Source organism: Pantoea sp. MBLJ3, assembly GCF_000816655.1.
Taxonomy (GTDB): domain Bacteria; phylum Pseudomonadota; class Gammaproteobacteria; order Enterobacterales; family Enterobacteriaceae; genus Pantoea; species Pantoea eucalypti.
In genome coordinates this window covers 22,089-40,664 of the sequence record NZ_JSUT01000011.1, presented here as the reverse complement: position 1 = coordinate 40,664, position 18,576 = coordinate 22,089, and the positions used below count along the sequence as shown (strand labels likewise).

Here is an 18,576-nt window from a genome sequence, read left to right as displayed (position 1 = left end):
TTTGAGCAGTTTATAAACAACCGCGCGGTAGTATAAAGGCAAGCCAGACGCTTTGATATGTCCATTTTCCCGGACGATAAGGAGATCGCGCGCATGGCTTTTCATACCTGGCAAATTGGGCTGGATATTCAGAATAGGCAGATTTGTGCCCTTGCCCTCCAGCCTCGTCGTGATGGCTGGCAGCTACGCCACTGGTGGCAGCAGCGGCTGCCGCAAGATACGTTAAGAAACGGCGTGCTGCAATCTTCGCCTGAATTACTGGCGGCCTTAACGGCATGGCGTCAGCGGTTGCCGCGTCGTTATTCGCTGCGTGTCGCACTGCCCGCCCGGCTGGTGTTACAGCGCCAGCTTCCCCTGCCTGCGCAGGCGCTGAACGAACCCGCGCTGGGGCATTACGTGCAGGCGGCCGCGCGCCGTCTCTTTCCTCTGGAGCCCACTGCGCTGGCGCTGGATTACCGGCCGGATGCAAAGCGTGATCAACTCTGCGTCACGGCAGCGCGGCTGGAGATTATCGATCAGTGGGCAGCGCCACTGTTACACTCAGGATTAAAGCCGCAGGTGTTTGAACTGACCACTAATGCGTTGAAGCGATTAGCCCGGCAGGCAGCACTGAAATCCGGCGCGGTACTGGTTCTGCAGCAGGATAACCGCTGGCTCTGGAGCGATGCGCACTCAGCGGCTGACATCGGCGAAGTCGCCACACTGGCGGCCCTGCGGCAGCAGGCTTTCCCCGACGCCAGTTTTGTTGCCTGGTGCGCCGCAGAGCCGGGTGTACTGCCCGCCGAAGCCACCCGCTTTTCCCCTTTTGATCTCTTTCGCTATAAGCAACCTCCTTTGCCGGAAAACCCGGGAGCCTTTGCGCTGGCGGCCGGGCTGGCGCTACGTGATGGAGATGAATAATGGTGGCGGTTAATCTGCTGCCCTGGCGGCAGCACCGTCGGCAACAGCAGCAGCGGCAGAGTCTGGTGATGCTGTTACTGATGCTGGGTACGTTGTTTCTGGTTGTTGTGCAACAAACCTGGCAGATCCATCAGGCGCGTCAGCAGGTGGCGCAGACGCGCAGTTTACAGCAGCAGGCGCTGGACGCTCTGGGACAACAACTCGCGCAGCAAAAGCAGTTACTCGCCCGGCTCGCCGTCGTACAAAAACAGCAGGCAAAGCAGCGTCAGCAGGCCGTGCAACTGGCTGCCTGGCAGCAGTTCTGGCTCAATTTACCCGTGTTGATGCCCGATTCCGCCTGGCTGACCCGTCTGGAGAAGCGTGACAATCATCTGACTCTGGAGGGCCAGGCGCAGGATATGGCCTCGGTCCGGCAATTCCGCCAGCAGTTAACTACGGTCGCCCTGCTGGATCAGGTTAAGCAGGGCGGTGTAAAGCGGCAGGCCGATGGCAGTTATCGTTTTTCACTGCGGGCAACGGTCCAGGCGGTGGCTGATGAATGAGTGGTGGGAGCGGTGGTGGCAGATGGCCGCGCTTCCGCGTTACGGCTTGCTGGCCGCCTTCGCATTCTGCCTGCTCCTGCTCTCGTGGATTCTCTGGCTGCGGCCACAGCAGCAGGCGCTGACAACTGAAAAGGTGGCGCTGTTGCAGTTGACCCGCACCCTGCAGCAGCGCCAGCTGCAGTGGCGTCAACATCCTGATGATGAGGTGTTGCAGGCGCAACTGGCGGAAATGCAGCGTGCCCGGTCTGTATCTGGCACATCAGGCCTGGCACTGGAAACGATTCTGGCGGCACGTCGTAACCAACTGGAAGAGTGGCAGCCGGATGCACCCTCCCGCATGCTGACGCTGCATCTGCAGTGGCCGGCATTCCAGTCGCTTTTTGCCGAGCTTGCCGATGCCTCCGCACCGTTTCCGGTTCATTTTCAGCTGCTGGCGCAGCCGCAGTTCCTGATCGCTCAACTCTGGCTGGAATCTGACGATGCGCCATAGCCTGCTGATTTTACTGCTGTGCTGTAGCAGTGTGGTGGCGCGTGATCCGTTCAGGCCGGTTGCCGGTTCAGTGTGTGAAGCGTCAGTGGAACCGCTCACTGGCTGGCGTCTGCAGGGGATCATTGGCCGGGAGGCGCATTTCCATGCCTGGCTGATTGGTCCGCAGAAGGAGATTGTCATCGCCCGCATCGGCAAACCTTTTCCTGTAGCGCCCTGGCAACTCACTGACATGACCCGCCGCAGCATCACCTTAGCGGTGCAAAACAGCTGCACCGCACAACAGACTACATTCTATTTAAAAGGACGTTCGTATGGTTTGGATAGCCACTCTGCTGCTGGTCATCAGCTGCCTGCTGCCGGTTTACGCCGCTGATGAGGAACCGCTCAGCCTGACATTTGATAATGCACCGGTAGAGCGTATTTTGCAGGCGCTGGCTGATTATCAGCAGATCAATCTGATGATTGCGCCAGAGGTGGAAGGTTCGTTATCGCTGCGGCTGGATAACCTGCCGTGGCATCAGGCGCTGGAGCTGTTGGCGCGCATGGCAAAGCTGACGCTGATTGAACAGGATAATGTCCTGCTGGTCTATCCGGAAAGCTGGCAACAGGCGCAACAGCAGGCTCGTGCGGCTGAGCAGCAGGCGCAGTTGCAGCAGGTACCTTTGCAGCAGCGCGCGGTCACATTGCGTTATGCCAGCGCCAGCGAGGTGCATGCCAGTCTGCTGAGTGAGCGGCAGTCGCTGATGACGGCGCGCGGCAGCGTGACAGTCGATAAACGGACCAATGCGCTGTTACTGCGCGATACCGCAGCGGCTTTAAAAGAGACAGAACGCTGGATACGGGCGCTGGATCTGCCACTGGAGCAGATTGAGCTCTCAGCGCATATCGTTACCATCAGCGAAGAGCATTTGCAGGAGTTGGGGGTGAAGTGGGGATTGCAGGCGGGTGACGCCGCAGTGACTGACATTCTGCACCATCCCCGTCTGGATATCCCGCTGGCGTTGAGTTCACCCGGCATCAGCGTGGGGATGGCGCTGGCGCGTATAGGCGGCCAGCTTCTGGATCTGGAGTTAAGCGCGCTGGAACAGGAAAACCAGATTGAAATCATCGCCAGTCCGCGCCTCTTTACCTCGCATCAGCAGACCGCATCAATTAAACAGGGCACGGAGATTCCTTACGAAGTGTCCGCAGGAAACAGCGGGGCAACCAGTATTGAGTTTAAAGAAGCGGTGCTGGGCATGGAGGTGACACCGACCCTTTCTGGCAATGGTCGCATCCAGCTGAAAATTCATATCAGCCAGAATATGCCGGGTCGCAGCATCAGAACCGGTGACAGCAACATATTATCCATTGATAAACAGGAAATTGAGACTCAGGTCACGGTCAGTGACGGGCAAACACTGGCGTTAGGGGGTATCTTTCAGCAGCAGCGTAGTCGTGGCGAGAATAAGGTGCCGCTACTGGGAAATGTGCCGCTGATTGGCGGGTTATTTCGCCAGCAATCTGAGCAGCGCAAAAAAAGAGAGCTGGTGATCTTCATTACGCCACGATTGGTCAGGGAAGCAGCGCTTACGGCTGGATAAAACGGAAAATGCGTCCCTTAAGGCCATCTGCGTTGACGCAGGAGAGGAATTAGCTTACAAGGTTTAGCGATTTTCAATACGGTGTAACCGTCTAGGCTGGGTAAATCCCGGCAAACAGATCAGAAAACTTCTCTGTAAGCAGCGTTGTAAAAGACGCAGCGCTGGCGCGTTACAGTTTCGCGAACACAGGCCAATTCAGAAATGGATGTGCTGAAGGCAATATAATCGGTTGCCAAACAGCCTTGAGTGTTGAGATAATTTTTCATCTGACTCTTGGTAACGCTCATGAGGTCTCAGTTCCTGTCCCGCCAGCGAATGCTGAACGCGGGGTATCATTAACGAATTCTTAGTAATACCGACAAAATGGCAGAGAAACGCAATATCTTTCTGGTTGGGCCGATGGGTGCCGGCAAAAGCACTATTGGCCGTCAGTTGGCTCAGCAACTCAACATGGAGTTCTTCGATTCCGATCAGGAAATTGAGCGACGCACCGGAGCGGATGTGGGCTGGGTTTTTGATGTCGAAGGCGAAGCTGGCTTTCGCGATCGCGAAGAAAAAATCATCAACGAACTGACCGAGAAGCAAGGCATCGTCCTGGCGACAGGCGGGGGTTCCGTCAAATCCCGGGAAACGCGTAATCGGCTCTCCGCTCGCGGTGTTGTGGTTTATCTTGAAACCACCATCGAGAAGCAACTGGCGCGCACCCAACGTGACAAAAAACGTCCGTTGCTGCAGGTGGATTCACCGCCGCGTGAAGTGCTCGAAGCGCTGGCTGGCGAACGTAACCCGCTCTACGAAGAGATCGCCGATGTAACCATTCGCACAGATGATCAGAGTGCGAAAGTGGTGGCGAATCAGATTATCCACATGTTGGAAAAAAGTTGATCCAACGTTCGAAGGCTCTTTAACAGGTATCGAGCATCATGGAGAAGATCACCGTCTCACTAGGGGAACGCAGTTACCCCATCACTATCGCCGCCGGACTGTTTAACGATCCGGCTTCTTTTTGGCCGCTACGCGCGGGCGAAAACGCCATGGTGGTGACAAACCAGACGCTGGCTCCGCTTTATCTTGACCCGCTTACAGCGCTGCTGAAGGCGGCTGGTGTAAAAGTGGATCAGGTGATCTTACCCGACGGCGAGCAATATAAGACGCTGGCCGTAATGGATCAGGTTTTTACCGCACTTCTGCAAAAGCCGCACGGTCGTGATACGACGCTTATCGCCTTAGGCGGTGGCGTCATTGGCGATCTTACCGGTTTTGCTGCGGCCAGTTATCAGCGTGGCGTACGCTTTATTCAGGTACCGACCACCTTACTGTCGCAGGTTGATTCTTCGGTTGGTGGTAAAACGGCCGTTAACCATCCGCTGGGCAAAAACATGATCGGCGCGTTTTATCAACCCGCGTCGGTGGTGATTGATACGGCCTGTCTGAAGACACTGCCCGCGCGCGAACTGGCGTCGGGGCTGGCGGAAGTCATTAAGTACGGCATCATTCTCGACGGGACATTTTTTGAGTGGCTGGAGCAGAATCTTGATGCTCTGCTGGCGCTGGATGAACAGGCGCTGGCGTACTGCATTCGTCGCTGCTGTGAGCTGAAAGCCGAGGTTGTTTCGGCCGATGAGCGTGAAAACGGTCAGCGGGCGTTGCTTAATCTGGGCCATACTTTTGGTCATGCGATTGAAGCACATATGGGCTATGGCAACTGGCTGCATGGTGAAGCCATTGCGGCAGGCATGGTGATGGCAGCACGAACGGCTGAACGTCTGGGGCAGTTCCAGGCGCAGGAGACCGACCGCATTATTGCGCTGTTCCGCCGTGCCGGTTTACCGGTGCATGGGCCGCAGGCGATGAGTGCGGAGATGTATCTGCCGCACATGATGCGCGATAAAAAAGTTCTGGCGGGCGAACTGCGGCTGATACTCCCGCTGTCGATTGGTCGCTCTGAAGTGCGTGGTGGCGTGGCACATGATATGGTGCTGGCTGCGATTAATGATTGTCAGCAACCCTGAGATTAAGCAGTTGAGTGGTGACGCGGCGCGCAGGGTGCGCAGTGCGGAATGCCGCTTTACGGAGGAGGCAAAATGGATGAGTTTAAACCGGAAGACGAGTTAAAACCTGACGCCAGCGACCGCCGTCCCTCGCGCCCGCGTAAGCCGTCTGCCGCAGCCAAAGTACCGGCGTCGCGCCAGCGCATCATGATGGGTGTCGGGATTCTGGTTCTGCTGTTACTGGTACTGGGTATTGGTTCAGCGCTGAATGGCCCGGATGAGAAAAAGCCAGCGACTGCGGGCACGACTCCTGCCGCCAGTGGCGGTTCCGGTAGCGAGAAGAATATCGATCTGGGCGGCTCCTCTTCCATGTCAGCCGGGCAGACTCCTCCGTCAGGTCAAACCACGCCAGCGGCTGACGCAAATAACGCATCGACCAGCGGTGAGCGTGCCTCTGCTCCTCAGCGTGACGTTTCCATGCCGCCTGTGGCGTCAACGCCTACCCAGGCCGCGCCGGTTGACGCGCCAGCAAATCAGCAGCGCGTCACGCTGCCAGGCGATCTGAACAGCGCGCTGACGAATCAGCAGCAGCAGGTCGATAACGCTGCGATGGGAAGGCAGGGTGGCAGTTCACTGCCGACGGCGCCCGCGACGGTCAGCGGTAATGCAGGAACGGCAGCCAATCCTGTCGCCGCACCTTCACGTCAGACGCCCAACAAATCCAATGCTTCTGCACGTCCGGCGCATGATTCATCGCATAAAACGGCGTCGAAACCTGCAACCCGTGACAGCAAAACGCATACCACGCCAGCGCATTCCCCAGCCAGTTCTGCTCCGGCCACTGCGTCCACCGGCAGCAGTTCAGCCAGCAAATCCGTGCCAGGCGGCAGCTATACGCTGCAGCTGAGCGGTGCATCGAAGGCGGAAAGCCTGAATGCCTGGGCTAAACAACAGAATCTGAGCGGGTATCACGTCTACAAAACCACCCGTAACGGTCAGCCGTGGTATGTGCTGGTGAGTGGATCTTATGCCACACCGGCGGATGCCAAACGCGCTGTCGCGTCGCTGCCTGCGGAAGTACGTGCAAAAAATCCCTGGGTAAAACCCGTTAGCCAGGTGAAGAAAGAAGCCAGCCAATAGCGGATGTGGGGCCATGTTCTGGCCCCGTTTTAAGCGCAGATCTGCTGTCGGTAAAGCCACAGCCTCACAATAAGATGTAATAACCACGACAGCATGAAAAAAAATCGCGCTTTCCTGAAATGGGCAGGGGGAAAATTTCCCTTAGTAGAAGAGATCCATCGTCACCTGCCGCAAGGCGACTGTCTGGTCGAGCCCTTTGTGGGTGCAGGTTCAGTGTTTCTGAACACGGAGTTTGATCGCTACCATCTTGCAGATATCAACAGTGACCTGATTAATCTCTACAACATTGTTAAAACGCGCACGGCGGATTTCATTCGTGACGCGCAGCTGCTGTTTACGCCGGAAGGTAACAACGAGATCTGTTATTACCAGCGGCGCACCGAATTCAACACCAGCACCGACGCCTACCAGCGCGCGCTGCTGTTCCTCTATCTGAACCGTCACTGTTACAACGGCCTCTGTCGCTATAACCTGCGTGGTGAGTTCAACGTGCCGTTTGGCCGCTATCGCAAACCCTACTTTCCGGAAGCAGAACTGTTATGGTTTGCCGAGCGCGCGCAAAAAGCGACGTTTGTCTGTGAATCGTACGATGTTACGCTGACCAATGCTGGCAAGGGCTCTGTGGTCTATTGCGATCCGCCTTATGCCCCGCTGTCGGCAACGGCTAATTTCACGGCTTATCACACCAACAGCTTCAGTCTTCGCGAGCAGGAGAATCTGGCGGCGTTAGCGGCACAGCTCGCTTCGTCGGAGAACCGTATTCCGGTTCTGATTTCTAACCACGACACTGCACTGACGCGTTTGTGGTATCAGGATGCAGTATTACATGTGGTCAAAGCCCGGCGTTCTATCAGCCGAAGCATAACGGGTCGCACCAAGGTCGACGAACTGCTGGCACTTTATCGCTAGTCTGTTTCGTCCGCGACCAACGCATCACGCCAGCCTCCGGGCTGGCGCACAACAGTGGGAGAATCGGATGAAACAATATTTGCTGGCCCCTTCAATCCTTTCGGCGGACTTTGCCCGTCTGGGCGAAGACACAGCCAAAGCGCTGGCGGCCGGAGGTGACGTGGTGCACTTCGACGTGATGGATAACCACTACGTCCCTAATCTGACCATGGGTCCGATGGTGCTAAAAGCACTGCGGGACTATGGCATCACCGCTCCCATCGATGTGCATCTGATGGTGAAGCCGGTAGATGCGCTGATCCCTGAGTTCGCCAAAGCCGGCGCCACTTACATCACCTTTCATCCCGAAGCCAGCGAACATGTTGACCGCACCCTGCAATTGATTAAAGAGCATGGCTGTAAAGCAGGTCTGGTGTTTAACCCGGCGACCCCGCTTAGCTATCTGGATTACGTCATGGATAAGCTGGATATCATTCTGCTGATGTCAGTGAACCCTGGTTTTGGCGGTCAGTCATTTATTCCCGGCACCCTGGATAAACTGCGTGAAGCGCGCAGACGTATCGATCAGAGCGGTTACAACATTCGCCTTGAAGTGGATGGCGGCGTGAAGATCGACAATATCCGCGAGATAGCGGCTGCCGGTGCTGACATGTTTGTCGCCGGTTCTGCCATCTTCGGTCATCCTGACTATAAAAAAGTGATCGACGATATGCGCAATGAACTGGAGAAAGCCAATGGCTCATTTCACTGAGATTCGTGCGCTGGCGTTTGATCTCGATGGCACGCTGGTGGATAGCGCGCCAGGCCTTGCTGATGCGATCGACCGTACGCTGAGCGATCTCCGCCTGCCGCAGGCGGGCCTTGAGCGGGTCTCCACCTGGATCGGCAACGGTGCCGATATCATGATGGCCCGCGCGCTGACCTTCGCGCTGGGTCGCGAACCGCAGCCTGAAGAGCAGCGTGATGCGCGGGCGTTGTTTGACCGGCACTACGCCGATACGGTAGAGGCGGGTAGCACGCTGTTTCCACAGGTAAAGCAGACGCTGGAGGCATTAAAGGCTTCCGGATTGCCGATGGCGATTGTGACGAACAAGCCGACGCCGTTTGTGGCACCGTTGCTGGAATCGCTGGGCATTGCCGATGCGTTTTCGCTGATTATTGGTGGCGACGATGTGCCGGTTAAAAAACCGCACCCTGCAGCGATCTTTATGGTGCTGGGCACCTTCGGCGTATTGCAGAATGAGTTGCTGTTTGTTGGCGACTCTCGCAATGATATTCAGGCGGCGCAGGCGGCAGGCGTACCGAATGTGGGTATGACCTTTGGTTATAATTATGGCGAGCCGATTGTGACCAGCCAGCCCGATTTAACCCTCGACTCTTTCGACGAACTTTTGCCCGCTCTGGGGCTGTAAATATCAGGACTTAAGTATGAAACCCATCGTTTTCAGCGGCGCACAGCCGTCCGGCGAACTGACCATTGGCAACTATATGGGAGCGCTGCGTCAGTGGGTGCAGATGCAGGATGATTTTCACTGCATTTACTGCATCGTTGATCTGCACGCAATCACCGTGCGTCAGGATCCTGCAGCACTGCGCAAAGCGACGCTGGACACGCTGGCGCTTTATCTGGCCTGTGGTATCGACCCGGAAAAAAGCACCATCTTTGTTCAGTCGCATGTGCCAGAACACACGCAGCTGAGCTGGATCCTGAACTGCTACGCCTACTTCGGTGAACTGAGCCGCATGACGCAGTTCAAAGATAAATCAGCGCGTTACGAAGAGAACATCAACGCTGGTCTGTTCGATTATCCGGTGCTGATGGCGGCGGACATTCTGCTTTATCAGACCAATCAGGTGCCGGTGGGTGAAGATCAGAAGCAGCATCTGGAGCTGAGCCGTGATATCGCACATCGCTTCAATGCGATCTATGGCGACATATTCAGAGTGCCAGAGCCGTTCATTCCGAAATCGGGTGCACGCGTCATGTCGCTGCTGGAACCGACCAAAAAAATGTCCAAGTCCGACGATAACCGTAATAACGTTATCGGCCTGCTGGAAGATCCGAAAGCGGTCGTGAAGAAGATCAAACGCGCTGTGACTGATTCTGAAGAGCCGCCAGTGGTGCGCTACGACATCAAAGAGAAAGCGGGCGTGTCTAACCTGCTGGATATTCTGTCAGGCGTGACCGGTAAAACCATTGCTGAGCTGGAGCAGGAGTTCGAAGGCAAAATGTATGGCCATCTGAAAGGCGCGGTAGCCGATGCTGTGTCGGGCATGCTCTCTGAGCTTCAGGAGCGTTATCATCGCTTCCGCAACGATGAAGCCCTGCTGGAGCAGGTAATGCGTGATGGCGCGGCCAAAGCACGCGCACAGGCGCAGGAAACGCTGAAGAAGGTTTATCAGGCCGTAGGCTTTGTCGCGATGCCATAATGGCTGAGCAGACAAACAACGCGGCGGGCTTTGTGCCCGCCGTTTTTATTTGCAGGATTTAAAACCAGCGCAGACTCACCACGCTGCCGATGATCATCAGGCTGGGACTGATCACCTGTCCGACCATGCCGTTACCAATAACGACGACATTGTGCTTGCTCATTTTTGCCTCAAATTTGCGATATCTGCGGCTACAATAGCGCGCCCTTTCTGACGCTTATTGATATACATCAACCACGGCCCTATATACCCATTAAGATGTATGACTTTGATTTTAATTAAGTTTATCTGGCGTGGCTAACCTGCTGAATATCCTGCATTGCCGTGCGTGGTATGAATCGTGCTAGTTTTAACCACTCAGGTTAACCGGATAAGGAATCAGCCATGTTGTCACCCAAGTGGATCAATAACGTGCGTTTACCCTGGCGGGAAGGATTGTGGCAAATCGAAATCGCCGACGGAAAAATTGCCCGCATTTCAGCTCAGCCGCAGCAGCCTTCACCCGCGGATCAATCACTGGACGGTGAGGGCGGCATAGCCTGCGCGCCCTTTATTGAGCCTCATATTCATCTGGATACCACCCAGACGGCGGGTGAACCGGCATGGAATCAGTCCGGGACGCTGTTTGAAGGCATTGAGCGCTGGGCCGAACGCAAGGCGCTGCTCAGCCACGAAGATGTTAAACAGCGGGCGTTGCAGACGCTGAAGTGGCAGATCGCCAACGGTATCCAGTTTGTCCGCACTCACGTTGACGTGTCCGATCCGTCACTGACGGCGCTGAAAGCGATGCTGGAGCTGAAAGCGGAGATGGCCCCATGGATCACCCTTCAGATTGTCGCGTTTCCTCAGGAGGGCATTCTCTCTTATCCCAACGGCGAAGCATTGCTGGAGGAGGCGTTACGGCTGGGCGCGGATGTGGTCGGCGCCATTCCGCACTACGAATTCACCCGCGAATATGGCGTCGAGTCGCTGCATAAAACCTTTGCGCTGGCTAACCGCTACGACCGGCTGATCGATGTTCACTGCGATGAGATTGATGATGAACAGTCGCGTTTTGTGGAAACCGTGGCGGCGCTGGCCCATCGCGATGGCAACGGCGCACGTGTGACGGCCAGTCATACCACCGCAATGCACTCTTACAATGGCGCGTACGCCTCACGGCTGTTCCGGCTGCTTAAACTGTCGGGCATTAACTTTGTTGCCAATCCGCTGGTCAATATTCATCTGCAGGGTCGCTTTGACACCTATCCTAAGCGGCGCGGGATAACGCGCGTAAAAGAGATGCTGGAGGCAGAGATTAACGTCTGCTTCGGCCACGACGATGTGTTTGATCCCTGGTATCCGCTGGGCACCGCCAATATGCTCCAGGTGTTGCATATGGGCTTACATGTCTGTCAGCTGATGGGCTATGAGCAGATTGATGCGGGTCTGGATTTGATTACGCATAACAGCGCGAAGACGATGCAGCTGTCAGGTTATGGCATTCAGAGCGGCAACGAGGCCAGCCTGATCATTCTGCCAGCGGAAAGCGGTTTTGATGCGGTCAGAAGGCAGGTGCCGGTGCGCTATTCATTGCGTCGTGGTGTCGTGGTGGCAGAGACAAAGCCCGCAGAAAGCGAGATTTACTGGCGGGAACGGGAGCGCATCGACTTCCGGCGGTAGAAAGCAGAGCGGCGATGACTCGCCGCTCTGAAGGATTAATGCGTGACGTGACCGTGAGTACGATGACGGCTGACAAAGCCGAGCAGGGCACACATTACAAACACCACGGCGTAGAGCGCGTTAGCCGTCGCCAGTGCGGTATGCACACCACTTTTCTCAACGATAGGTGCCGTGACCACAAAGGTCAGCATGGTGCCGACGGTGCCGCAGGTCAGGATGAAGTTCACCAGCTTCGGTGAAGCCACTTTGGTCTGTAGTGAACCCAGAGTGATAATGGTGGTGTAGATAGCACTTGAGCTGAAACCAAGAATCATGATGATCCACTTCAGCATGCCAGCATCGCTGCTGCTGACGAACCAGTACATCAGCACGGTCGCCAGGCCTGCCAGCACCATCAGAATGCGTTGCAGATCGAAGAAACGCAGCAGGAAGCTGAAGGCCCACATACCCACCATATACGCCGTCCAGAAGCTGCCCACCAGTTGTCCTGCGTCATTGATGTTCATGCCCATGACTTTGGTGGCATATTCCGGCACCCAGGAGATAAAGCCGAGCTGGCCCAGAATGTAGCAGAGTGCCGCCACTGCCAGCAGCAGCACGCCCACACCCCATTTTTCTTTCTCAACCGTCGGGCTGTTTTCAGGCTTACGCAGCACCGGGAACTCAACAAACAGCGTCATGATGAAGATGGCGACGTAGATAAAGCCGATGCAGACGTAGACCCAGTACCACGGCAACTGACGCGCCAGCAGAATCCCTGCCAGCACCGGAAACAGTGTGCCCGCCATGCTGAAGAAGGAGTCGGTGAACAGCAGGCGTGAACCACGCTGACGACCTTCATACATGTGGGTAATCAGGAAGGTGCCGATCGACATGGTAATGCCGCTCACCACACCCAGTACAAACATGCAGAGCGAGAAGACAGTGAGATCGCGGCTGGTCATCAATCCGATTATCGCCAGCACCATCAGGACGAAGCCGAAAATAAGCTGGCGCTTCAGCGGCACAATGACCATCAGCCAGGCGTTCAGGAAGACCGCAGCTAAAATGCCGCTGTTGAGGAAGGTGAAGGTATTACTCATGCTGGAGATGGGGATCTGGAAATCTTTTGCGATATCGCCCATTACCATGCCGGTAACGATCACCAGCGCGCCGGTCAGCGCATAGGAGAAGAAGCTTATCCAGGTGAGGCCAATACGATTACGGTTTGTCATGTTCTGAACCTGTTGAGAACCGGGTGGCAAAAAGTGTCAGAAAGTGTAAACGGAACTGTGATCTTAATAAACAAGCAGTGAAACTACAGATCCATATTTCATGTGTTGTGTGATTTTAATCACGCAATTGCGGGTGTTTAACGTTTGCTCAGACCTTTTGCTGCAACAGCGTAAATATAGGTAAAACGCTGGCTCATGGAATAGAGTCTCTTTACAATCAATCACGTTTTTGTGCCCGCTCTCCCAGGTAAGGAATCTTTCATGTTTAAACGTACTTTTACAGCGGCCATCACCCTGTTAGCGCTCTCTTCCGTTTCCGCCCAGGCGCTGGCCGCAAAAGGTGACACCCACGTTCTGCTCACCACCTCCGCCGGCAATATTGAACTCGAACTGAATAACCAAAAAGCGCCGGTTTCTGTGAAAAACTTCGTTGATTACGTCAACAATGGTTTTTACAACAACACCATTTTTCACCGCGTGATCCCGGGCTTTATGGTGCAGGGTGGGGGCTTCACCACAGACATGCAGCAGAAGCAGACCAACGCGCCAATTAAAAACGAAGCGGACAATGGCCTGCGTAACCTGCGCGGCACCATCTCTATGGCGCGTACCGCCGATAAAGACAGTGCGACCAGCCAGTTCTTCCTCAACGTCGCGGATAATGCCTTCCTCGACCACGGACAGCGCGATTTTGGCTATGCCGTATTTGGCAAGATTGTGAAAGGTCAGGATGTGGTTGAAAAAATTTCTCAGGTTCCGACCAAAGATGTGGGTCCTTACCAGAATGTTCCGTCCAAACCGGTAGTTATCCTCTCCGCTAAAGTCCTGCCTTAACGCTTTTCGTCGCCATCTGCGGATGGCGACCGTCTGTCGCCTCCGGCAAAGCCAGAAATTGCTCTTATACTTAGGGCAAAAACCTGAGCAGGAGGCGGCATGGCGAACAAACTCACCGAAAAACAGAAGGTCACCCTGTGGCAACAGCGACGTAGCGCCAGCTATCAGGCCAGCTGTCGGCTGGAAGGTTTCATGCCAAATGAAACCAGTGTTAACAGCGATGATGCAGCCGCACGTCTGGCGTCACTGAGGAGGCAATATGGACTCTAATACCGCCGTCAGCCAGGATCCCTACCTGTGGCAGCACGACAACGTGCTGAAAAATCTGCCCGATATTCATGACGCTGCGCAGCTGCGCAAGGCAGAGCTGAGCTTTAGTGCGGCACGCGCCGCCACGCTGGAGCTGGGCCCGCGTAATCCCGGGCTGCCTTACCTGCGCCAGATCCATCGCACGCTGTTCCAGGATGTCTACAGCTGGGCGGGGGAACTGCGCACCATTGATATCTGGCGTGATGAGACGCCGTTCTGTCATTTCGAATATATCGAAAAGGAAGGCAATGCCCTGATGGCCGCGCTGGAAGAAGAGAAGGGGTTAGCTGATTTGCCGCGTGACGAATTTATTCAGCGCCTCGCTCACTACTATTGCGAAATCAATATGCTGCATCCTTTCCGCCACGGAAATGGTCGGGCGCAGCGGATTTTCTTTGAACAGCTTGCACTGCATGCCGGATATCTGCTGAACTGGGAAGAGACGGATGCTGAAAGCTGGAAAGCGGCGAATCAGGCCGGTGTAGCCGGAGATTTGGTCCCGCTGGAGCAGGTCTTTGCGAAAGTGGTGAGTGAGGCGGCCTGACCGCGTAGAATAGCGGCGCGGTTTATCATTCTGGACACGTCATGCTGCTGCTTATCGACAATTACGACTCCTTTACCTGGAATCTCTATCAATATTTCTGCGAGCTGGGCGCGCAGGTTCAGGTGGTGCGCAATGATGCCATCACGCTGGAGCAGATGGCGGCGCTGCCACTGACCCATCTGGTCATCTCGCCTGGCCCCTGCACGCCGTCGGAATCAGGCATCTCGCTGGCGGCAATCCGGCACTTCGCCGGACAGCTGCCGGTGCTGGGCGTCTGCCTGGGCCATCAGGCGATTGCGCAGGCGTATGGCGCGCAGGTGGTACGTGCGCGTCAGGTGATGCACGGCAAAACCTCTGCCATTCAGCACACCGGCCAGGGCGTGTTTCGCAATCTCAATAATCCCCTTACCGTGAGCCGCTATCACTCGCTGATTGTGCAGCGCGATACTCTGCCCGAGGCGTTCGAGGTGACGGCATGGACGATGCGTGACGGCGAGCCTGACGAAATTATGGGATTCCGCCACAAAACTCTGGCGCTGGAAGGCGTACAGTTCCATCCCGAGAGCATTCTCAGCGAGCAGGGACATCTGCTGCTGCGCAATTTCCTTGAGCAATAAGTTGCCTTTGAGTGATTTTTTATGCATATTTTGTGATTATTATTTCATGTTTGCACAATAATCATTTAAATGGGGTCATCAATGGCAGCGGAAAAAATTGCGGTCACGCGGGAGACGTTCGATAACGTTATTTTGCCTGTTTATGCACCTGCGCAGTTCGTGCCGGTAAAAGGCAAGGGCAGCCGTGTATGGGATCAGCAGGGCAAAGAGCATATCGATTTCTCGGGTGGTATCGCCGTCACCGCACTTGGACACTGCCATCCTGCGCTGGTGGAGACGCTGAAAAGCCAGGGCGAGACGCTGTGGCACACCAGCAACGTCTTCACCAACGAACCGGCGCTGCGCCTTGCCAGTAAGTTAATCCAGGCGACCTTTGCCGATCGCGTCTTCTTTGCCAACTCCGGTGCCGAAGCCAACGAAGCCGCGTTTAAGCTGGCGCGCTACTACGCCTGCAAACGTCACAGCCCGTTTAAAAGTAAAATCATCGCCTTCCATAACGCCTTTCATGGCCGGACGCTGTTTACCGTTACGGTCGGCGGACAGCCAAAATATTCCGACGGGTTCGGGCCGAAACCGGCGGATATCGTCCACGTGCCGTTTAATGACCTTGATGCAGTGAAAGCGGTAATCGACGACCACACCTGCGCCATCGTGGTTGAACCGATTCAGGGCGAAGGCGGCGTAGTGCCCGCGACGCAGGAATTTATGCAGGGACTGCGCGAGCTTTGCGATCAGCATCAGGCGCTGCTGGTGCTGGATGAAGTGCAGAGTGGCATGGGACGCAGCGGCAAACTGTTCGCCTATGAGCATTATGGCGTCCAGCCCGATATTCTGACCTCAGCCAAAGCGCTGGGCGGCGGTTTCCCGGTCAGCGCCATGCTGACCACTAACGAGATCGCCTCGACCATGGCACCAGGCGTGCATGGGACCACGTATGGCGGCAATCCGCTGGCCTGCGCCATCGCTGAAACGGCGCTGGATATTATCAATACGCCGGACGTGCTGGCGGGTGTCGATATGCGGCGTGAGCACTTTGTCACAGCGCTGCAGGCCATTGATGCGAAGTATGACTTGTTCAGTGACATTCGCGGCAAGGGGTTGCTGATTGGCGCCGCGCTTAAACCTCAGCATGCCGGGAAGTCACGCGACATACTGAATGCCGCCGCCGCTGAGGGCGTGATGGTGCTGGTTGCCGGCACCGACGTGATGCGTTTTGCGCCGTCACTGATTATCGAACCGGCCGATATCGAAGAGGGCATGCGCCGCTTCGCCACCGCCGTCGGCAAGGTGCTTAACGGCTAGGCTAGTTTTTACGTAAGCGTCTGATCAGCCAGCGGCCATGTTGTGGTCGCTGGTTCCATGCCAGTGAGGAGATGGTGTACATCACGCTCAGATGGTCAAGAATACGTCGCACATGCTGTTCCACCACCGTGACAGGTCCCTCACTGATGTTCTCAAGCTCATCCAGCAGATTAACCTGTGAGCTTTCACCATCATATTCCAGCCGCTGCTGACACCGCTGTAGCGCGATTTCACAGGATTGCAGATAGCGTTCTGCCAGCGAGTCGGTCAGCATAGTGTGCTCCCGCGCCAGAATCGTTATGGCATTAATGTGCTCAACAATAAACTGACTGTGCGTGACCCAGAGCCGCATATCACTCAGATAGCGGGAGTTAAACGCGGGTTCCTGCATCGCCTGATTCAGCGAGTTAAACAGCGCATTGTGCGCCTGATTCACCTTCACTCGCTGATACGCCAGTTTCTCAGGTGACTGTTCGTTACCCAGCAACAATCTCAGTGCGTCCTGATCGGCTTCCAGCGCATCATGGGCGTTCTGTCGCAGTAAGCCACTCTGCCACTGCGGCCACAGCCACAGCATCCCGCCAAAGGCGATCAGGCAGCCCATCAGCGTATCCATCAGTCGCGGCAGCAGAAACTGCGCGCCATTCAGCGACAGCAATTGCAGCGAGTAAACCGCCGTGACCGTAAAGCCAATCATTGACCAGCCATAGAACTGGCGCGTAAAGCGATAGCTGATAAAGGTTATTGCCAGCATGATCAGCAGTACCAGCGACTCCGGTACCGCCAGCCGCAGCGTGGCGGCCGCAATCACCAGACCGGCAAAGGTGCCCAGCGCACGGTGCTGGATGCGAACACGCGTAGCGCTGTAACCGTTCTGGCTGACGAACATGATGGTCATCAGGATCCAGTAAGGTTTGGGGATATTGAAGAACAGCGCCAGTGCACTCCCCAGCATCAGCATTACCGCAAAGCGTCCGGCGGTGCGCAGCGCTGACGAGCGAAAAGAGAGATAACTGCGCAGCGCCGGTAACAGTGGCAGACGGCGCTGACGATCCGCCATCAGGTCACGCTGATACAGCGGTTTCTGCGTGCGCAGCACCCGCGCAATGCGGTTGAAGTGGTAAAGACAGAAGTTACCCACCGGATTATCGGGATGCTGATGGGCGATCTTCTCCAGCGCGCCAAGCTGTTTATCCATCGCAAAGCGATCGGGTAGCTGGTGATAAAGGATGTTATCCGCCAGCACCCGTAGCCGGGCCGAAATGGTTTTGGCATTCCAGCGGATTACCGCTTCGGCATGGCTCTGTTCGACCAGCTTCTGCACCTCTTCCGGCCGATGCAGACTAACCGAGATGTGTTCCTGCAGATCCAGCGCCACCTGAAAGGCGCGCGTCAGCCGCTTATGGCTGTGATCGCGGCTTGCCGACAGCATGTGCATCTGCTGATAGCAGGTGTTAATCAGATCGACCACTTTCTGCTGACGCGCCAGCAGCGGCGGCAGTGCCTTTTCCGGGTCGGTCAGCTGCGTCAGCAGGGTGTATTTGGCGTCGCAGTAGTTAGCCAGCTCGCGGTAGATCAGGCTGAGGCTTTCGCGCATCGGCTGCTCTTTCCACAGCCAGAACCAGAACCAGTTAAACAGCCCATACCAGAGCGTGCCGCCGATGTAGAGCAGCGGGGTAACATAGATGGGCATGCGGCCAATGAGGCTCAGGGTAAAAATGGCGGCGATAAGCGTGCCGGGCAGCAGACGACCATGCAGCGGGCTGATCTCACCCGTCACGCCGAGCAGCAGGGGCATGGCGAACAGGATGAGCGGTAGCGGAATGGCATGCAGTGTGAGCCACTGAATCAGGAAGCTGCCGAGGGCAAACAGGCTGCCACCCACAATCAGGCGTTTGAAAAAGCGTTTATGCGGGGTATCCAGACCGGCAATATTGCAGCAGGCAGGCACTAACGAGAACAGCAGACCTTTTTGCAGGTCGCCAGCCAGCCAGCCCAGCGCGACGGGCAGACAAAGCACCAGCGTTTGCCGCAAGGCGTAGTTGACTTCAGGATGGTAAATAATTCGACGCCACATCGGCCCAACACAAACAATAACGGCGTGATGTT

Annotated in this window: 21 protein-coding genes; 18 read left to right on the top strand and 3 right to left on the bottom strand. The window is 55.9% G+C overall.

From position 1 onward, the window contains the following. Positions 1–93: 93 nt before the first annotated feature. From pilM to hofQ, 5 genes are read left to right on the top strand one after another with little or no spacing between them, the layout of a single operon-like run. Positions 94–900: a pilus assembly protein PilM gene (pilM, locus tag NP77_RS15915; protein WP_039660864.1), complete on the top strand. Its 807-nt coding sequence runs from the start codon at positions 94–96 to the stop codon at positions 898–900. Continuing rightward, positions 900–1,442 (top strand): PilN domain-containing protein, encoded by a 543-nt coding sequence (locus NP77_RS15910; RefSeq protein WP_003852996.1) that lies wholly within the window; start codon positions 900–902, stop codon positions 1,440–1,442. The genes pilM and NP77_RS15910 overlap by 1 nt, the downstream gene beginning before the upstream one ends. Continuing rightward, positions 1,435–1,932 (top strand): hypothetical protein, encoded by a 498-nt coding sequence (locus NP77_RS15905; protein ID WP_039660824.1) that lies wholly within the window; start codon positions 1,435–1,437, stop codon positions 1,930–1,932. Before NP77_RS15910 ends, NP77_RS15905 begins: the two co-directional genes overlap by 8 nt. Next, positions 1,922–2,305, top strand: coding sequence for a HofP DNA utilization family protein (locus NP77_RS15900; RefSeq protein ID WP_039660823.1), 384 nt, complete (start codon positions 1,922–1,924; stop codon positions 2,303–2,305). Before NP77_RS15905 ends, NP77_RS15900 begins: the two co-directional genes overlap by 11 nt. Then, on the top strand, positions 2,244–3,515 hold the full coding sequence (gene hofQ / locus NP77_RS15895) for a DNA uptake porin HofQ (RefSeq protein WP_072040367.1): 1,272 nt from the start codon (positions 2,244–2,246) through the stop codon (positions 3,513–3,515). Before NP77_RS15900 ends, hofQ begins: the two co-directional genes overlap by 62 nt. A 119-nt stretch (positions 3,516–3,634) precedes the next feature. Here hofQ and NP77_RS23715 read toward each other — a convergent pair whose 3' ends face one another. Further along, positions 3,635–3,802 carry a hypothetical protein gene (locus NP77_RS23715; protein ID WP_231572336.1) on the bottom strand — a complete coding sequence of 56 codons (168 nt, stop codon included), beginning with the start codon at positions 3,800–3,802 and terminating at the stop codon, positions 3,635–3,637. A 76-nt stretch (positions 3,803–3,878) separates the two neighbouring features. Between NP77_RS23715 and aroK the strand changes: the two genes are divergently transcribed. The 8 genes from aroK (at position 3,879) to NP77_RS15850 (ending at position 11,647) form a co-directional block, all read left to right on the top strand. Continuing rightward, positions 3,879–4,400, top strand: a complete 522-nt coding sequence (gene aroK / locus NP77_RS15885; protein ID WP_003852989.1) for a shikimate kinase AroK — start codon at positions 3,879–3,881, stop codon at positions 4,398–4,400. 38 nt (positions 4,401–4,438) lie between these two features. Next, positions 4,439–5,527, top strand: a complete 1,089-nt coding sequence (aroB, locus tag NP77_RS15880) for a 3-dehydroquinate synthase (RefSeq protein WP_039660822.1) — start codon at positions 4,439–4,441, stop codon at positions 5,525–5,527. 72 nt (positions 5,528–5,599) lie between these two features. Then, on the top strand, positions 5,600–6,646 hold the full coding sequence (locus NP77_RS15875) for an SPOR domain-containing protein (protein ID WP_039660821.1): 1,047 nt from the start codon (positions 5,600–5,602) through the stop codon (positions 6,644–6,646). Between the two features lie 93 nt (positions 6,647–6,739). Next, positions 6,740–7,555 (top strand): adenine-specific DNA-methyltransferase, encoded by an 816-nt coding sequence (gene dam / locus NP77_RS15870; protein ID WP_039660819.1) that lies wholly within the window; start codon positions 6,740–6,742, stop codon positions 7,553–7,555. A 67-nt stretch (positions 7,556–7,622) separates the two neighbouring features. Continuing rightward, positions 7,623–8,306, top strand: coding sequence for a ribulose-phosphate 3-epimerase (gene rpe / locus NP77_RS15865; RefSeq protein ID WP_003852981.1), 684 nt, complete (start codon positions 7,623–7,625; stop codon positions 8,304–8,306). Next, a complete protein-coding gene (locus tag NP77_RS15860; RefSeq protein ID WP_039660818.1) occupies positions 8,290–8,967 on the top strand; it encodes a phosphoglycolate phosphatase in 678 nt (225 codons plus the stop codon). The genes rpe and NP77_RS15860 overlap by 17 nt, the downstream gene beginning before the upstream one ends. Positions 8,968–8,983: 16 nt before the next feature. Continuing rightward, complete coding sequence (gene trpS, locus NP77_RS15855; RefSeq protein WP_003852975.1) at positions 8,984–9,985, top strand: tryptophan--tRNA ligase; 1,002 nt, start codon at positions 8,984–8,986, stop codon at positions 9,983–9,985. Between the two features lie 384 nt (positions 9,986–10,369). After that, positions 10,370–11,647 (top strand): cytosine deaminase, encoded by a 1,278-nt coding sequence (locus NP77_RS15850; RefSeq protein WP_039660817.1) that lies wholly within the window; start codon positions 10,370–10,372, stop codon positions 11,645–11,647. Positions 11,648–11,682: 35 nt separating this feature from the next. Here NP77_RS15850 and tsgA read toward each other — a convergent pair whose 3' ends face one another. After that, positions 11,683–12,861 carry an MFS transporter TsgA gene (tsgA, locus tag NP77_RS15845; protein WP_003852972.1) on the bottom strand — a complete coding sequence of 393 codons (1,179 nt, stop codon included), beginning with the start codon at positions 12,859–12,861 and terminating at the stop codon, positions 11,683–11,685. A gap of 261 nt (positions 12,862–13,122) precedes the next feature. Between tsgA and ppiA the strand changes: the two genes are divergently transcribed. The 5 genes from ppiA (at position 13,123) to NP77_RS15825 (ending at position 16,467) form a co-directional block, all read left to right on the top strand. After that, on the top strand, positions 13,123–13,695 hold the full coding sequence (gene ppiA, locus NP77_RS15840) for a peptidylprolyl isomerase A (protein WP_039660816.1): 573 nt from the start codon (positions 13,123–13,125) through the stop codon (positions 13,693–13,695). A gap of 99 nt (positions 13,696–13,794) precedes the next feature. Further along, positions 13,795–13,965: a YhfG family protein gene (locus NP77_RS23050; protein WP_003852968.1), complete on the top strand. Its 171-nt coding sequence runs from the start codon at positions 13,795–13,797 to the stop codon at positions 13,963–13,965. Next, positions 13,955–14,548 carry a putative adenosine monophosphate-protein transferase Fic gene (locus NP77_RS15835; protein ID WP_003852963.1) on the top strand — a complete coding sequence of 198 codons (594 nt, stop codon included), beginning with the start codon at positions 13,955–13,957 and terminating at the stop codon, positions 14,546–14,548. The genes NP77_RS23050 and NP77_RS15835 overlap by 11 nt, the downstream gene beginning before the upstream one ends. A gap of 41 nt (positions 14,549–14,589) precedes the next feature. Continuing rightward, on the top strand, positions 14,590–15,165 hold the full coding sequence (locus NP77_RS15830; RefSeq protein ID WP_039660815.1) for an aminodeoxychorismate/anthranilate synthase component II: 576 nt from the start codon (positions 14,590–14,592) through the stop codon (positions 15,163–15,165). Positions 15,166–15,246: 81 nt separating this feature from the next. Further along, positions 15,247–16,467 (top strand): aspartate aminotransferase family protein, encoded by a 1,221-nt coding sequence (locus tag NP77_RS15825; protein WP_039660814.1) that lies wholly within the window; start codon positions 15,247–15,249, stop codon positions 16,465–16,467. A gap of 1 nt (position 16,468) precedes the next feature. On the opposite strand, the gene NP77_RS15820 is transcribed toward NP77_RS15825, so the two are convergent. Beyond that, positions 16,469–18,544: a YccS/YhfK family putative transporter gene (locus NP77_RS15820; protein WP_039660813.1), complete on the bottom strand. Its 2,076-nt coding sequence runs from the start codon at positions 18,542–18,544 to the stop codon at positions 16,469–16,471. Between the last annotated feature and the right edge of the window lie 32 nt (positions 18,545–18,576).

Bases quoted from the DNA above. Each gene is read 5' to 3' on its own strand.
- pilM (WP_039660864.1), top strand. From the start codon at position 94: ATGGCTTTTCATACCTGGCAAATTGGGCTGGATATTCAGAATAGGCAG.
- NP77_RS15910 (WP_003852996.1), top strand. From the start codon at position 900: ATGGTGGCGGTTAATCTGCTGCCCTGGCGGCAGCACCGTCGGCAACAG.
- NP77_RS15905 (WP_039660824.1), top strand. From the start codon at position 1,435: ATGAATGAGTGGTGGGAGCGGTGGTGGCAGATGGCCGCGCTTCCGCGT.
- NP77_RS15900 (WP_039660823.1), top strand. From the start codon at position 1,922: ATGCGCCATAGCCTGCTGATTTTACTGCTGTGCTGTAGCAGTGTGGTG.
- hofQ (WP_072040367.1), top strand. From the start codon at position 2,244: ATGGTTTGGATAGCCACTCTGCTGCTGGTCATCAGCTGCCTGCTGCCG.
- NP77_RS23715 (WP_231572336.1), bottom strand. From the start codon at position 3,802: ATGAGCGTTACCAAGAGTCAGATGAAAAATTATCTCAACACTCAAGGC.
- aroK (WP_003852989.1), top strand. From the start codon at position 3,879: ATGGCAGAGAAACGCAATATCTTTCTGGTTGGGCCGATGGGTGCCGGC.
- aroB (WP_039660822.1), top strand. From the start codon at position 4,439: ATGGAGAAGATCACCGTCTCACTAGGGGAACGCAGTTACCCCATCACT.
- NP77_RS15875 (WP_039660821.1), top strand. From the start codon at position 5,600: ATGGATGAGTTTAAACCGGAAGACGAGTTAAAACCTGACGCCAGCGAC.
- dam (WP_039660819.1), top strand. From the start codon at position 6,740: ATGAAAAAAAATCGCGCTTTCCTGAAATGGGCAGGGGGAAAATTTCCC.
- rpe (WP_003852981.1), top strand. From the start codon at position 7,623: ATGAAACAATATTTGCTGGCCCCTTCAATCCTTTCGGCGGACTTTGCC.
- NP77_RS15860 (WP_039660818.1), top strand. From the start codon at position 8,290: ATGGCTCATTTCACTGAGATTCGTGCGCTGGCGTTTGATCTCGATGGC.
- trpS (WP_003852975.1), top strand. From the start codon at position 8,984: ATGAAACCCATCGTTTTCAGCGGCGCACAGCCGTCCGGCGAACTGACC.
- NP77_RS15850 (WP_039660817.1), top strand. From the start codon at position 10,370: ATGTTGTCACCCAAGTGGATCAATAACGTGCGTTTACCCTGGCGGGAA.
- tsgA (WP_003852972.1), bottom strand. From the start codon at position 12,861: ATGACAAACCGTAATCGTATTGGCCTCACCTGGATAAGCTTCTTCTCC.
- ppiA (WP_039660816.1), top strand. From the start codon at position 13,123: ATGTTTAAACGTACTTTTACAGCGGCCATCACCCTGTTAGCGCTCTCT.
- NP77_RS23050 (WP_003852968.1), top strand. From the start codon at position 13,795: ATGGCGAACAAACTCACCGAAAAACAGAAGGTCACCCTGTGGCAACAG.
- NP77_RS15835 (WP_003852963.1), top strand. From the start codon at position 13,955: ATGGACTCTAATACCGCCGTCAGCCAGGATCCCTACCTGTGGCAGCAC.
- NP77_RS15830 (WP_039660815.1), top strand. From the start codon at position 14,590: ATGCTGCTGCTTATCGACAATTACGACTCCTTTACCTGGAATCTCTAT.
- NP77_RS15825 (WP_039660814.1), top strand. From the start codon at position 15,247: ATGGCAGCGGAAAAAATTGCGGTCACGCGGGAGACGTTCGATAACGTT.
- NP77_RS15820 (WP_039660813.1), bottom strand. From the start codon at position 18,544: ATGTGGCGTCGAATTATTTACCATCCTGAAGTCAACTACGCCTTGCGG.